Source organism: Halalkalicoccus sp. CG83 (assembly GCF_037081715.1).
GTDB lineage: Archaea > Halobacteriota > Halobacteria > Halobacteriales > Halalkalicoccaceae > Halalkalicoccus > Halalkalicoccus ordinarius.
Genome location: NZ_JAZDDH010000004.1, coordinates 70,095 through 85,516 on the forward strand (window position 1 = coordinate 70,095; position 15,422 = coordinate 85,516).

At 51.9% G+C, this 15,422-nt stretch carries 13 protein-coding genes and 1 pseudogene; 12 read left to right on the forward strand and 2 right to left on the reverse strand.

The genetic code is table 11. The annotated features are described in order from the left end of the window. Positions 1–349: 349 nt before the first annotated feature. Positions 350–1,714 carry a PD-(D/E)XK nuclease family protein gene (locus V0Z78_RS18690; protein ID WP_336346198.1) on the reverse strand — a complete coding sequence of 455 codons (1,365 nt, stop codon included), beginning with the start codon at positions 1,712–1,714 and terminating at the stop codon, positions 350–352. 209 nt (positions 1,715–1,923) lie between these two features. Between V0Z78_RS18690 and V0Z78_RS18695 the strand changes: the two genes are divergently transcribed. From V0Z78_RS18695 to V0Z78_RS18715, 5 genes are all read left to right on the forward strand, one after another. Further along, the gene (locus V0Z78_RS18695) at positions 1,924–2,880 is read left to right on the forward strand and encodes a DUF4268 domain-containing protein (RefSeq protein ID WP_336346199.1); all 957 of its coding nucleotides are present in this window, start codon (positions 1,924–1,926) and stop codon (positions 2,878–2,880) included. Positions 2,881–3,160: 280 nt separating this feature from the next. Beyond that, a complete protein-coding gene (locus V0Z78_RS18700) occupies positions 3,161–4,984 on the forward strand; it encodes a DUF262 domain-containing protein (RefSeq protein WP_336346200.1) in 1,824 nt (607 codons plus the stop codon). 95 nt (positions 4,985–5,079) lie between these two features. After that, positions 5,080–5,310 (forward strand): HNH endonuclease, encoded by a 231-nt coding sequence (locus V0Z78_RS18705; RefSeq protein ID WP_336346201.1) that lies wholly within the window; start codon positions 5,080–5,082, stop codon positions 5,308–5,310. Positions 5,311–5,737: 427 nt separating this feature from the next. Beyond that, entirely contained in the window at positions 5,738–6,391 is a 654-nt protein-coding gene (locus tag V0Z78_RS18710; protein WP_336346202.1) for a hypothetical protein, read from the forward strand. A gap of 201 nt (positions 6,392–6,592) precedes the next feature. Continuing rightward, positions 6,593–7,381, forward strand: coding sequence for an HNH endonuclease (locus V0Z78_RS18715; RefSeq protein WP_336346203.1), 789 nt, complete (start codon positions 6,593–6,595; stop codon positions 7,379–7,381). Between the two features lie 59 nt (positions 7,382–7,440). Here the strand turns inward: V0Z78_RS18715 and V0Z78_RS18720 are convergent, their stop codons facing one another. Continuing rightward, positions 7,441–7,587: a hypothetical protein gene (locus V0Z78_RS18720; RefSeq protein ID WP_336346204.1), complete on the reverse strand. Its 147-nt coding sequence runs from the start codon at positions 7,585–7,587 to the stop codon at positions 7,441–7,443. Positions 7,588–7,928: 341 nt separating this feature from the next. On the opposite strand from V0Z78_RS18720, the gene V0Z78_RS18725 reads away from it, so the two are divergent. The 7 genes and pseudogenes from V0Z78_RS18725 to V0Z78_RS18755 all read left to right on the forward strand — a co-directional run bounded on the left by V0Z78_RS18725 (position 7,929) and on the right by V0Z78_RS18755 (position 14,827). After that, positions 7,929–8,690, forward strand: a complete 762-nt coding sequence (locus V0Z78_RS18725; protein ID WP_336346205.1) for a hypothetical protein — start codon at positions 7,929–7,931, stop codon at positions 8,688–8,690. Positions 8,691–8,872: 182 nt separating this feature from the next. Further along, positions 8,873–9,787 (forward strand): glycosyltransferase, encoded by a 915-nt coding sequence (locus tag V0Z78_RS18730; RefSeq protein WP_336346206.1) that lies wholly within the window; start codon positions 8,873–8,875, stop codon positions 9,785–9,787. 342 nt (positions 9,788–10,129) lie between these two features. Beyond that, on the forward strand, positions 10,130–11,110 hold the full coding sequence (locus tag V0Z78_RS18735; protein ID WP_336346207.1) for a hypothetical protein: 981 nt from the start codon (positions 10,130–10,132) through the stop codon (positions 11,108–11,110). A gap of 905 nt (positions 11,111–12,015) precedes the next feature. Then, positions 12,016–12,234 (forward strand): annotated as a pseudogene (locus V0Z78_RS18740) (glycosyltransferase); the annotation flags it as partial. 61 nt (positions 12,235–12,295) lie between these two features. Then, positions 12,296–12,958, forward strand: coding sequence for a helix-turn-helix domain-containing protein (locus V0Z78_RS18745; RefSeq protein WP_336346209.1), 663 nt, complete (start codon positions 12,296–12,298; stop codon positions 12,956–12,958). Between the two features lie 295 nt (positions 12,959–13,253). Then, complete coding sequence (locus V0Z78_RS18750) at positions 13,254–13,640, forward strand: hypothetical protein (protein WP_336346210.1); 387 nt, start codon at positions 13,254–13,256, stop codon at positions 13,638–13,640. Between the two features lie 263 nt (positions 13,641–13,903). Further along, a complete protein-coding gene (locus V0Z78_RS18755) occupies positions 13,904–14,827 on the forward strand; it encodes a manganese-dependent inorganic pyrophosphatase (RefSeq protein ID WP_336346211.1) in 924 nt (307 codons plus the stop codon). Positions 14,828–15,422 lie beyond the last annotated feature (595 nt).

A 15,422-nucleotide genomic window follows, 5' to 3' on the forward strand; every position in this document is an offset into this window, starting at 1 on the left:
CCTTCTTACCGTGCGCGGCCGCAGTTGTTTCAATACTATACTTGCTGTCAACTTGTGTCCAGATGTATTTCATGATTTTCTTAATGACGTATATTATCACCTCATCGATACCACCAGTAACTGCAATTCGACATAACTTCAATACAGCCCTTCCAGCCGCCTGAACATCGGATTCAAGCTCCTTGTAGGGATTCGAACCCTACATAACCATGGCTTATTGAAGCTACCGGCCAGACAGTAACTGACAATATTCTCTGCATAATAGTAAGTTATGAAAGTATATAAATGTTTCGTTTATTATTTTCTTAATTCAGTACGACTAAACAGAGCCCTCCATCTCTACGATTACTCACCCAGAGTCGAATTCGAGAACCTCTTCAAGAGTTTCTTCATAGATCTCGTCGATCCGTCCAATCAAGGAATGATTCGACACGATGTGGTCGTCGACAGCAGTAGCTAATGCAGTAACGTAACCAGCGAACAGACTAGCATGGCCATCGACATCGATCTCGTATGTTCCCTCGATGATATTCGATTTTCGACCACGCCGCTCAGATCGCTCTGGGAGTGCAGCGGCAACCCCCTCGTCAGAATTGAACCGTTCCGCGAATCGCGGATAGAACTCGTCGTTACCGGAGGGTGCATTCCGGAGATAGAATGTCAACTCGTGATCGCCAAGCACAGTCTCTCGATCGAAATTCGGGCGGTGGAGGAATCCGACACGTGCATTAGGCTTCTCGTTTCGGTAGACCGGTTCACCGCGGTCTAGACGGGTCCACCAGTCCGTTGGGAACAGCCATGACCACTTGCCGTTAGCTTGGCGACACAGCCAGTAGCGGCGACGGCCCTCTCCATCTGGGAGTTGAAGCATCACGTCCTCATCGGGTACCGGCGGGACACCCTCCGGGCCCTCAACGAGTTGAACATCATCAAGGGTAATGGCGAGCCGGTGCCCCCAATTATCGATGAGATCGTTCCACTCATTCTGGAACGCACCCTGGACTTCATCAATTTCGTCGTAGTAGTCGACGTACAGGCTAGCCTTTTCAGTCTCATTTCGTTCGTAATCAGTCATCGTGAGTTCAGTTTCGATCGTATCAATGAAGTCGTCCAGTTGTCCGGTTGTACGCGCTGGATAGCTGCCGTAATCCGATTCTTGAACGGCCCGGAGTTGTGCGGTGATCCACGACCACCCAATAGCGATAAAGGCGGGCGACTCAGGTAACGACCGGTCAGGTGTAACATAGAGGTAGTGCCGACGGTCTTCCGGGACAGCAGTGGGATCAAGGTTAACGTCCTTGAACGTCTCGGCTGCGGCGTATTTCGGTGTTTGTCCGTCACCCTCCGAGGAATCGATCTTCAACTCACAGAGGACGAACCACTCTTCCTCACACCAGACCAGAAGGTCAAGCCGACCATTTGGAATCGGGACTTCAGTTGCCACGTCGATGTCTTCGAGGTCGAACCGTGAGAACTCGAAGTTGATATCATCTCGGTCACTCAAACCCTGTAGGAACTGCTCTACCACGGCATAGTCAAGCCCGTGTGGTTTCTCTGGTGAGAGGAAATATGCAAGGAAACGTTGCCAATCACCTTCTTGTCGACTCTGGCCGAGGAGTTGGAGAGTCGTCAAGGGTGGTTCTTCCGTCTCTGGAAGTCGCTCTAGCTGACGGCATAGTTCGTCAAAACGCCGAGCAAGGGTGTTCTGAGTCACGAGTGTAGTCCATACTATTGCCCAATCAAACTATTGCTACTCCAGATATACTCTTGAATAGGTGCCCTGTTAGAGACGCCCTCTATATTCAGCACGCCTGCGCAAGTTATCACCAATTGAGGACCCGTACTGTTGTGTCCAATATAGTAATTGAAGGATACTAAACCTGCATAGTGTATTATTCCTCAGTACGATAGTCCGCTATAGAGATGACTCACGAGATCGGAAGTATCGAAGAACACGACCTACGAAGCGTATGGCCACACGAAGAATACGACTTCACAAAGTGGTTGATGGAGAATATCGATCACCTCACCGCCAAACTGGGAATTGAGGTAGAAGACGTCTCTCACGAGGAAGCAATAGGCAGTTTCTCCGCCGATATCGTCGGCACTGAGATGAATACCGGCCGGCCTGTCGTCATCGAAAACCAGTATCAGATGACGGACCACGATCATCTCGGCAAGCTACTCACCTACTCAGCTGGGAAGGACGCTGGTTTCACAATCTGGGTGGCCGAGAACTTCCGTCCCGAACACAAGAGCGTTCTCGAGTGGCTCAATGAGAGTGGCCCGAAAGACGTCCGGTTCTTCGGTATTAAGCCGCGGGTCATCTCGATTGATGGGACCGAAGCGAGAGGATTCGAGTTCGAAATCGTGGTTGAGCCGAACGACTGGGAACGAGAACTGACGGGAGATCTCAGTGAAACCGAACGGACGTATCTGGAGTTCTATGAAGCGCTAACGGAGGCGTACTCACAACAGCGTTCCGACTGGTACAAACTTACACCGCAACCCCAGAGTTGGTTAGTATTTGGAGCGGGTATTGGGGGTGTCAGTTTGGGGTGGGCGTTCCATCAGGGGCCCGAGTTCTCAGTCGAACTCTATATCGACACCTCGGATAAAGAACGGAACGAAGCGATCTACGAGGCTCTAAAACAGCACCAAAATGAGATCCACACGAATCTCGCGGATTTCGATGAAGAACTCGTCTGGCAGCGACTCCCCGAGAAGCGGGCTTGCCGCATTAAATGCCCGCGTAGTATCCCAGACAAGCTATCTGAGCTATCAACAGAAGAACGGGATCAACTTGTTAGATGGGGTGTTGATACGATGAATCAGTTCCACGATGAGTTCGAGTCACGAATCGCTGATCTAGGAATCTAGATCGAAACTAGTCGCTATTCATAGTTGCTGCAAACCAGCCCTCACTTCACACCTTCTTCCGCTCAGGAGCCGACTCGCTACTATTCCGAAGGTCACTCAACGTGCGAGATTCGAACTCTGGATGATACCAATACTTGTAGCCGCTCAACGCCTTTTCGTTTGGTCAATCAACGAACCAGTGTAGAATCCCCTTTGAGAGGCCACTAAAGGAGTACTCCTCATTCTGAATAATGCGCGCACTGCCAAGTTCTTAAGTAGTCGCCGGAAGGCTTCATAGAACATGTATGACCAGCGAGTAACAATTTCAGAAGCAGTCCACCATATCCAGAACGAGGATTACCTTCTTCCAGCCATCCAGCGAGAGATTGTCTGGGAGCGAGACCAAATTACAGATCTTTTTGACTCTGTCCTTCAAGGGTATCCGATTGGAACGTTCCTGTACTGGGACATACGGGATGAGAACCGTGATGAATACAAGATGTACGGGTTCATCAAGGACTACATCACTACGACTAAATACATAAACACGAACGCTCGGTCACGAAATTCTGAGGTGGTTCCTGATGGCGCTGGAGACCTCAAGTTGATATTAGACGGTCAACAGAGGCTCTCCTCATTCTATATCGGACTAAAAGGGACGTATACCTACAAACAGGATTACAAGTGGTACCGGAACGAGGACGCTTGGAACAAATCACGGCTGTACCTTAACATCACCTCGAATCCCGAAGAGGAACTCTCTGAAGACGGAGACAGACAATCTCGGTACGATTTCGCATTCCTACCAATGGGTCAATATGATGAACGCGTAGTCACACGAGGGGATGATTTGTGGTTCAGAGCAGGAGCGATTCTGAACTATCCGAAGAACGAGGATCAAGAGGACCTCGTGTTTGAGGTGATAGATGAGTACGCCGACCACTTGGATCGAGAGCGTGAACGAAATGTCGGCCGCAATCTCCGTGCTCTATGGCGCGCTATTCACGACAAAGCGTACATCACGTATTTTGAGGAAAAGGAACAGGACATCGACAGAGTACTCGACATCTTCATCCGGACGAACGACGGCGGAACTCAACTTCAGAAATCCGATCTGCTCCTATCGATTGCCACGGCGAACTGGGAGCAGTACGATGCCAGAGAGGAGTTGACGTCCTTCGTCGATTACCTTAACAGCCAGCTACCGTTAAAAAACAACTACGACAAGGATTTTCTTCTCAAGTCGTGTCTGGTGCTCAGCGATCTCCCTGTCCGGTACCGAGTCGGACAGTTCAACCGGGAGAACGTCTCCAAAATCGAGAGCGAGTGGGAGGCAATTCGGACCGCGATTAAGGCAGCTGCAACACTCGTCAATCAATTCGGGATCGACGAAAATACGCTTACGAGCCGTAACGCAGTCATCCCCCTTGCGTACTACTTCAAAAATACGGGTCTTACCGTGGATCACGTACAGCAGAACGCGGAGGAGTATCATCAAACGAAACAGGCGATGAAGAAATGGCTGCTCACTACTCTTCTGAACGGGACACTCAGTGGGAATTCCGACACGGTTCTTCGCACAATTCGGGAGGAGTTGAGTGATGCGGAGGATGAAAGATTCCCACTTCAGGAGATCAACGATGCAGTCAAGGGACTCAACAAAGTCGTCGGATTCAACGAGGAGATTGCCGAAAACGTACTGGAAAACGAGAAGGGGAGCAAGCGAACCTTCCTCGCTCTCACCCTGCTCTACCCTGAAAATGACTGGGGGAGCGTCCAATATCATCAGGACCATATTTTCCCCGCATCGAAACTGGATGAGGAGTACCTTCGAGATCAGGGATTTCCAGAAAACAAGATTTCCGAGTTCACTGAAGAGCAGGACAAACTGGCAAACCTCCAGTTGCTTACTGAAAACGAGAACGAAACAAAGCAAGACAAATTGTTTGAAGAATGGGTTATAAATCAGAACGAGGGATTCTATCAGCGCCACTTCATCCCCGAGGACCCGGACTATTACAAGTTAGAAAACTTCGACCAGTTCGTCGCGGAGAGGCGCAAACGCGTCAAACGGCACCTACTATCGATGTTGACTGGCACGGAAGCAGAAACCACAGCTCACTGAGGATCGAGTCGAATATACAACAGTCCGACGGCGCACACGTGATCGGGACTTTCGGGAACTCGTACTCGAAGTCTACGATAAGACCTGTGCTGTCTGTGGTGCAGACCGACGGGACGCCAGAAGTCGAAGCCGCACATATCTACCCACGGAGCGACAACGGTCAAGACGACGTTCGCAACGGAATCGCACTTTGTCGATTGCACCATTGGGCGTTCGATGGTGGCTGGATCGAGATTACAACTGACTACGAGATCAGCGTGCTCGAAAAGCCAGATCAAGAGAAATACTGTGAGTTCGAGCAGCTGGATGGACAAGAAATAGCATGACCAGACGACACGACTCGTCCGTAGCAGCCAAAGCCAGCATCAACACACCGGTGAGCGTAACGAACGCACCAGTCTGCGATCTCGGCAAATGCGTGAACAAGTAATGAATACAGACAGCGCCGATTAACAGGTACGCTGGCATCTTCAAATAGTTCCGTAACGAGATTTTTCGCGTGATATAGTATATACCGGCGGTCAATAAACCAATTTCAAGTAAATTATTTGAATTACTGTTGTTCTATGTGATTATTGCGCTACTTTCTAATCAAAAATGTTGTGATATACTTTATATAAGTGCCTCCGATCTACACAAGAATCAAGACAACAACGCAGTACCTACTACTAACCACCGCCAATGGCACGTCCATTCCGTCTGTTTAGCCAATACGACTTCTTCAGCGTGTTTCTACCAGGTCTAGCTACTCTAATGAGCTTCTACATGGTCATCCCCCGGGAAATCTCACTGGGACCGATCGCTGCGATAATTCCTGTCCTGGTCTTAGCGTTCGTTCTCGGTCAAGCACTCCACTCACTCGCCGCCCTATTTGAACAACTGCTTGGAAAAACTGGTTCCGTGTCAAGCCACAGAACACTCTTCGCAGAGAAGGTATTAGACCACGATAACGCAGAAAAACGGATTGTAGATGAATTCAAAGTAGAATGCAGCCGTCTACTCCATGATCCCTCACTACTCAAAGGAAACGAAGATGAGGAATCTCCCTCACTTCAAGAATGGAAAGAGCTCTATCCCACGATTCAAAGCTATATTTACAACAGAGATATCGGGCGCTCACGTACCTTCCAAGCGATCTATGCCTTCTCACGAAGTATGTCCGTACTCTTCGCAGGACTCCCTCTTTTCTATATAATCTATTACTGTTTGCAGCAGAACGGTGTCTTCTTCGATAGACCATCCAAATACCTGTCATTCTTTCCGAACTTCGGAGAATTCATTGAGGTGGCTTGGCCGCTCTGCTGGATCGGAGCAGCGTTATTCTTGTACTCTACGTACTCCTACCGCAGGTTTTTCATTCAGTACTTGATCTCAGATTTCGTTGCTCTTCGAGCAGTTGACCACTGACCACTACTCTGCCCTCTTCACCACCTCAATCTCCGTGTCATCATCGGACAGATCCACTCCCTGGCTTCGATCCCGCAGCTTCCGAGTTCGCTGAATTATGTGTTCCTGTTCATCGGATTAATTGGCTGCACCGTAGGCAGCACCAATCAAATCAAATGCTCAACGAAATCATTATCTTCTGCCTGCCTGAAATTGTCTCACATGGCCAAAGGATATCCATCAGACTGGGATTCACGCCGACGAGCAGTCTACAAAAGAGATGGATACACCTGCCAGAACTGCGGAGCACAAGGCGGACCATACGGAAACACGGAGCTGAACGCCCACCACATCGTACCCAAAAGCAAGGGAGGAACCCATTCTAAGAACAACTTAGTAACGATATGTAAACCGTGTCACAATGCAGTCCACTATAACCAGCAAACACCTCCACCAACACAGCATCAAGCACCTACTCAACCACAGCAAAACCAAAATATCGCTCTGCAAATGGCAGAGAAAGATGACCTGGACCAAGCAGAAACGTTCTTCGCTGATTTCGGAGAAACATGCATAGAAGCCGCCGACTTCGTCGAAAATCTAGGAGGGGATCTTGCCATCCTTTCCGACGGCACTCTCGAAGACGATACGCTTGAAGAGAAACGAGTAGATCTTCTACAACAACTAGGGACAATAGATTTCCAACTAGAAGGATTCGAAGGAGATTACAGACTTGTTGACGATATTGAAATCTTCATAAACAGCTTGATATCTCTCTTTATCACCTTTGAAAACGTTGGAGAAATAATCGAAGATGATTCAAAAACTGCCTCAGAGAAACGGCAGCTAATCGAACCAAAGCTTAACAGGAGAATTCAACAGGTACGTCAAGATAGTCAACGAGTAAAGAGATCCTTGGATGATTTCAACCGACAAGTAGGAGAAGCACAGAAAGCTGTAGAAGCTGAGCAGAAATCATCTTCATTTCTTTCTCGATTATTTAATTTCTAAATGCGGGAGAAGAATATGTCTACGATAGGTACTTCTAACAGCTTATCTCTACAAGGGAGCTACTGGTCGAAGAAGTCGTCAAGGTTGTCGAACATCCGGTCCTGATGTTTCTCAGCGGTTTTCTCATTGTACTCGAGTTTGTTGAGCGGAGGGCTCTTCATGAAATCCTCGTCCTGGTACTCGGGATCTGATTCGCCATGTATCATAACACTGTTTCTATAATTTGTTGTTTAAATTGGTAATGGGTGTTCACCGGTAGGGCACACTCACCTGGTTCCATCTGAATCACTTGATACCGGTCATCAATCACCTGCACCGCCTACACACCCATATACTCCTCTTCTTCTACAAATCTCAAATCTTTCACGGAACTACTACGCGTGCTTATATATATCAAATGTGCTCGATCAATCAGCAACTGCATCAGCCTTCACCTCACGTCCCCACCGAGAAACAGTTGACTGGGTCACCCCAATGAAGTAGTGGAAAATACATCTATTGAGCAGCTCAGCACGACACTTTTCTACTTAGAATATGATTAATACCTATGTGGACTAAGTATGATTTCGAGACTATTGAAAACCTCCACCAAGAAGCTGCAGAAGACTACTCCTATCCTCATCCGAACCAAAACGAAGCCCAAACACTCCTTGTCTCTGCACAGAACCTTCACGACTTCCACACGCAGCTAGAAAAAACACAAGGCTCAGCGATCGGTGATGAGCATACTCTACAGCTATCTTGTCTGCGACGCGGAGTTAGAGCAATAATCTCCATGTACTGGTTATGTAAGCATCACTGCTACATTGCAAGCTATGGCCGGGTGAGATTTCTGCTGGAGCTTTACTTAGTGGTACGAGAGTTCAACCGGGAGAAAGAGAAGACAAAACGAAAGTGGCAGGAATTCAAACGCGATCTCAGAAATAATGACTACGGACCTTATGAGACGCTTCCGATGACGGACTACTTCGGTGGAAAACGACGCCAATTAAAAGGAGAGCTAGCCGATAAAGAAGAACTGTATGGGGACGTCTATGATCACCTGAGTAATATTGCATCGCATCCACACTCAATGAAATCATCGCGGAATGATGGTATATGGACTAAAGATCAAGAGGAAGATATCTTCCGATTTGGATTGATATTCGCGTATGCGTTGGCCGTACAGTATATCCGAACTTTTGAAGATACAGATATTGAACGGTTCGTACACAAAGAGATGGATAATGTCATTGTTCAAGCTCTCTTATCCTTCGATTATCTTCCATTATTTCTTGAAGAAGACTTAGAATTTGATTTATTGGTCTAACTTCAGTACCTAGTCGATAGGATCTTTCACTTTCTGTAGCTGACAACATTCTGGGTTGGATCCAATTGCGAATCCGCTGGTTCCGCAGGACATATTCGTTGTATCTACTCTACTTGCGAAGGGTATCACTGACAGTGAGAAGAACAGTCCGTTTTTCACCGCATCACCAGAAGCCACCCCCAATGGCCGACCGCCCACCGGTGAGCGTCCTCCTGCCAACAACACGCTGGACCGACGCCTGTACGGAGCTGGCCGCCCAACTCGAGGACCACGACGAACTCCTGCTCATCCACGACGTCGAGGACGACCCCATCACTGAACAACAACACACCCCCGAAGGCATCCGACTCATCGCCGCCGGTGAACCCGAGCACTGTTCGGGGAAGGCTAACGCCATCGCCACCGGGATGGAGGCCGCACGCCATGACCGTCTCGTCTGGACGGACGACGATTTTCACCAGCCCCCGGACTGGCTGGCAACCCTCAGTGCCGACTACGAGAAGTATGGGCCAGTCTCGGAAGTCCCGTACTTCATCGGGCAGGATCCCCTATCAGTACTACTCGAACCACTATATGCCTCGGCGGGTTCACTGAGTATCTATCGCGACAACCGAATCTGGGGTGGCGCGGTCATCTTCGAACGAGGCGACATCGACGAGGCCGCGTTTCTCGATGAACTTCGACGAACCGTCAGCGACGACGGACTCCTCATGGAGTACCTTCAAGTGACGACGGTCGGCCGGACACGGATCGTCCCGATCAGGGGCACGATCCGTGAGACGGTTGAGCGCCAAGTCCGGTGGACGCAGATTCTCCGGTGGCATTTCCCTGATGTCGTCGCCGGGACAGTGCTCGTCTTGCTACTCGTCCTCGCCAGTGCAATCATGGCTCCGCTTCCTGCGGCAGTCCTCCTCACCGTGTTACACCTCACCGTCAACAAGGTCCTGGGCGTCCGCCGATGGACGGCCGTACTAGCCTACCCGGCGGTGTTCGTCTTCGTGCCCCTGATCGTGTACGCACTGACTCGTCGGACGTTCGTTTGGGGTGACCGACGATACCGCTGGCGTGGGAAATTCGACGTGACGGTCCTCGACTAGCGACCCCAGTTTCACATTACTACCACTTGTGCAACGATTCTCTTTATCCAAGTTGCTGGTGTTGCACAAGGCGGGATACTCGATAACCAAACCCACCGAACTGCTCGCTCCTTGACTAGACACTTTCCGTCAATGAGATGTGAAATTTTGGGAATAGAACGACGTTCTGATCCGTTCTAAACGCCGGCACCAATCCCGTTGATTCGATACGTATAATCCGTATGATGTCCTCTAAAGCCGGTCTCGAATACAGAAGCACTACACGTCAGGGTCGATGTCGTTACTAGTAGAATGGTGCAGAAGTCTGACAGAGATAATCGTAGTATTAACCGCAGAAGTTATTTGAGTGCGATCGCAGGGGTCGCCGCGGCGCCGGTAGTCGGCTCGGCTGTCGGTGCGGCTGACGTCGACGAGGAAGCGGAGCTCGAAAACGAGATCGAGAGTGGGGGGACGGTCAATCTCGACTCCGATACCGTCTACGAGGTAGACGACACGATACGGGTCACCGGTCTCGACGATCTCACGCTGGACGGCAACGGCGCGACGGTCAAGATCGGCCCGACAACCGGCTACGTGTTCAAACTGGGTATCTCGGACGACCCGATCGGCGACCTCACCGTCAAGAACTTCAACATCGATCTCAGCACCGACGGCGCGGGTGGCCGCGTCTTCGAGTGCCATGCAGCCGACAACCTCGAAGTGAGCGACATCACCGTTGAAGGCGAGCACGACACCGCCGGTAAGGGTCCGATGCTGGTGGGTCTCCACACGAGCGATGGCAGCGGTACCGTCTCGAACGTCAACCTTCCCGACGGCGGCGAAAACTCGAGCAGTGGCTACGGCGGCACGGGGATGTTCGTCAGCGACAACCACACGGGAGAGGTCACGATCCGGGACTGTCACATCGGTCCGTTCCCGGACAACGGGCTCTACTGTTCGAACAGCGAGGGCGAAGTCCACGTCGAGGGCGGTCACTTCGAGAACTGCAACGTCGCGGGCGTTCGTCTCGACGGCGACAAATGTTCGCTGAAGGACGCGGAGTTCGAGTACGACGAGGACATCTCGGGCTTCGACGGCCAGCGCCCGGTTCGCTGTGACGGCGGCGACATCGAGATCGACGACATCCACGTCGACATGTCGATCAACCAGACCGAAGCCATCCGCGTGATGAGCGGCGCCGAGTCGGTCAGCATCGAGGACTGCTCGATGGATCTGCACGGCGAGGTTCGCGACGCCATCTCGGTCACGACCGGTGCCGGTTCGGTCACGACGAGCAACAACGACATCAGCGGCGAGCAGCGAGACGACGTCTACCACTACTGAACCGGCGACTGAGATCGACGATCGGACGCTTCCTTCGAACGACTACTCATACTCATCGTAAAGCAGCAGTTCGAAGTCCTAATTTTCCTTCTCCTTCTCCTTCGATGAAACAGATGGTTCAGTCCGGATCCGTCGAACCTGTTGCAGACGAGATTTTTGGTCCAATGCCCGTCGTATGGGACGACCAGAATCGTCGGCCATCAGCACTCAAACCTGAGACGGCATTTCGCTGGTTTATCGCGTACGGGAATCAGCCGGGCATGAACTGGACGAACGAAATCACGGTCGTCCGTCCGAAGAAACCCGTCCAGTGGTATCCAGGACTGTGCGCCACGGACGTAACGTCTCCAACCATGTTTGTGGTAGCTCCCGAAGACGAGATGCCTCGAGCCACGCCTGCTGTAGCCCGTGACGCCTACGAGCGAGTCGCTGGGCCAAAAGAATGGGTGGAGATCCCCGGCAGGCACTTCGGGTTGCTGTATTACCCGAGTGAAACGTTCGACCAGGCGTCATCCGCTCAATCGCGGTTCCTCACCGAGACTCTTCTCTCATAGGGTGATTGATCGCCCAGTGTTGAGACGGGTTTTCACAATCCGTTCTATAGATACTGTCTGTTCCCTCGCTTGCTTGTTAATGAGAAGAGTTATCATCCCTCATTCTAGATTTGTCGTAGAGAGGGTAGCAAAATGAGTGCATTCAGCTTCAAGCAGATATTCAAGCGTGCTGGATCTCCACCGGTACCAGATCAAGCACCGAAGGAGAGGAACGACGCCCGTACCAGTACCTGTTCCAGCTGTGGTGCCTCCCTCACGACGTCACTGACGTTCTGCCCTGGCTGCTTAACGTCCTACTGAACTCGAATGCAGTGACCGGTTTTTTCACCGCATCACCAGAAGTCACTACCAATGGCCAACCGTCCACCGGTGAGCGTCCTCCTGCCAACAACACGCTGGACCGACGCCTGTACGGAGCTGGCCGCCCAACTCGGGAATCGCGACGAACTCCTGCTCATCCACGACGTCGAGAGCGACCCCGTTACCGGACACCAAAACACCCCCGAGGGTGTCCGACTCATCGCCGCCGGTGAACCCGAGCCCTGTTCGGGGAAAGCCAACGCCATTGCCGGTATACGCATCGCGACGGTGAGGTCACCACGCCTTTTTAGCCGGCTCGCCTACTAGATGTATGGTAACTATTCTCGAACTTGAACTCCCCACCGAAGAATTCGCGCTCGATAAGACACTGACAACGGTCTCAGAAGCTCATATCGAAATCGAACGGGTCGTCGCCGATGATTCTGATCGTATCACCCCCTATCTATGGGTGCGTACCGATGACTTCGATGCATTCGAAGCCGCCCTTGACGATGATCCGACAGTCAAGGACGTTACCGAATTAGCTGAAACGGATGACGAACGGTCGTATCAGATGACCTGGATCGAGTCGATTGATTTGATCCTTCAATTACTCACTGACCACGAGGGAACAGTCACTCATGCTGAGGGATCAGCTGACGGGTGGCATCTCCGTGTCGTGTTTCCGGACCATGAATCACTCTCACAGGCGCACGATGCTATCAAAGAGGACGGGTTTCGGTTTGAGGTGCGAGCGGTCTATGATACAGATGATCCCCGGCATACTCAATATGGACTCACAGAGATTCAACATAACACGATGGTAGCAGCTCTCGAGGCGGGTTATTTCGACGTACCACGCGAAGTGACGCTCACAGAGTTCGCCGAGCAACAGGGTTTAACACACCAAGCAGTATCAGAACGGCTTCGACGAGCAACGCGTCAACTCGCAGAGTCCACACTAACCGCTCATGGCGATGAAGAAGAGGAATAACACCCAGACCCTGAGAGGACACCTCAATTTCCGCGACGACAAGACGGTCGGCACCTCGGGATTGCAATTAAGACGTGAATCCTAATCAACAGAGGCGAGGGACGAATCTCTTAGCAATCAATCCACTCCTCTCTAAATCGCGTTTCACGCACCGCTGTATGCTTTAGCGGGTTCGCTTGGCATCTATCTCGGTAATCAGATCTGGGGCGGCGGGGTCGTCTTCGAGCGAGACGACATCGACGAGGCCGCATTCGTCGAGCACCTTCGGCGGACCGTCAGCGACGACGGACTCCTCATGGAGTACCTGCAAGTAACGACAGTCGACCGAACGCGGATCGTCCCGATCGGGGGCACGATCCGCGAGACGGTTGAGCGCCAAGTCCGATGGACACAGATTCTCCGGTGGCATTTTCCCGGAGCGGTCGTCGGAACCGTTCTCGTCTTGCTGCTCGTCCTCGCTAGTGTAATCGTGGCTCCGCTCCCGACGGCAGTCCTCCTCACAGTGTTGCACCTCGCCGTCAACGAGATTCTGAGCGTTCGCCGGTGGACGGCCGTGCTGGCCTACCCGGCGATGTTCGTGTTCGTGCCCCTCGTTATGTACGCACTGACTCGTCGGACGTTCGTTTGGGGTGGCCGGCGATATCGCTGGTGTGGGAAATTCGACGTGACAGTCCTCGACTAGCGATCCCCGTGTCACACTACGATCCCTTGTGCAACGATTGCCGTTATGGACCAGTCACTGTTGCACAAGGTCCCAAAAAATCGAGCGCTTGTCTGAAGCGGTAGCACACCTCGGCGGTAATAGAAGTGACGTGCTGAATACAGCGCGCGTATTCAGCAGGGCAACGATTGCTCAATAGAGAAAATACAGGAAGGAAAAACAAGCTATCCACTGATATAGAGCGAAATACAGGTTTTTTGCAAGTATAGTGCGATACAGCGGCTATGGCACACCCCGTTTACGTTATCGGGCATCAACAGCCGGACACTGACACCATCTGCTCTGCCCTCGCGTATGCACGGTTGAAGCAGGCGCAGGGAGCGGATGTCGTCCCGGCCCGGGCTGGGAAGGTGAATCCTGAGACCCGGTTTGTCCTTGATCGCTGGGACGTCGAGATCCCCACCCTCATCGATGATGCAGCGACGGACCGGCTGATCCTCGTTGACCATAATGAGTACAGTCAGGCCGTGTCCGGCGCGCGGGAGGCGGAGATCGTCGAGATCGTGGACCACCACCGAATCGGGGACATAGAGACCAGCGACCCCATCTTCTTCCGAAACGAACCAGTTGGATCCACCGCCACCATCCTCACGCAACTGTACGACGAAGCGGACGAGGCGATCGACACCGAGACCGCCGGTCTGCTGCTCAGCGGTCTACTGAGCGATACTCTTGTGCTTCGATCCCCGACGACCACCGACACGGATCGAAGTATAGCCGAACGACTGGCTGAGACAGCCAGTGTGGACTACGAGGAGTACGGCAAAGAGTTGCTCCAACAGAAAAGCAAGCTCGGGGAGAAACAGCCTCGGGAGATGGTGCTGAGTGACTTCAAAGAATTCGAGTTCGGATCTCATCATGTCGGCATTGGACAGATTGAAACCGTAGAACAGGAGGAGGTGTTGAAGCAGCGCGATGCTATACTCGCCGCGATGAACGAACTCGTCTCAGAGCGGGACTACGCCGTACTCCTGTTACTTGTCACAGACGTGCTTGGGGAGGAATCCATCGCCCTCATCGCCGGCGACCATGTGGACACGGTGGAAGATGCCCTCGATACCACGTTCACGGATCGGGAAGCATTCTTGCCCGGCGTTATGTCTCGCAAGAACCAGGTCGTCCCGCCACTTGAGGAGACCTTCAGCTGATCCAGCGTGAATCCAATTGCGCCGGTCGATGGACAGGAACCGATAGCTCAGACTCCGATCCCAGCGCTGACAACTCGGGATCACAATCCATCTGCAGATGGACAGGTGCGAACGCAGTGGTTCCGGAGTTTGTCGAAGTTGAGAACGGCTATGTCGTCGCCAACTATAGACACGCAGGAACGCACATGACTGTCGATTCATCTTCTCCCGTGCGAGCACCCGGAGGCGACGGAGATAGGTATGGATGGAGCAATGCATTTGGAGCCAGTACCCCACTACCGTGCTTGTTCAGTTTGATACCACGTCGGATGGGTGTTACTCTTGTCCGCGCTCGGTGATATTCTCCTATGCGGCAATCCAGAGATCCTGGTTGGCGAGTGTCTCAACCCGGTCCCGCCAATCAAAGTCGCAGTAGCTGACTCCCTCATCGACTGAGATTACGGTTTGGGCTTCAATGCGGGTCACGTTCTCCGTGTTCAGCACGCAATGATTCGCGGGTGTATCCGGACGCAATGCATACAGCCAGTCCGAGTCGTACTGCCTGATGACGACGCTGTAGGCTGTCGCTGTTCCGTCAGTGAGCTACTTGGCTGGA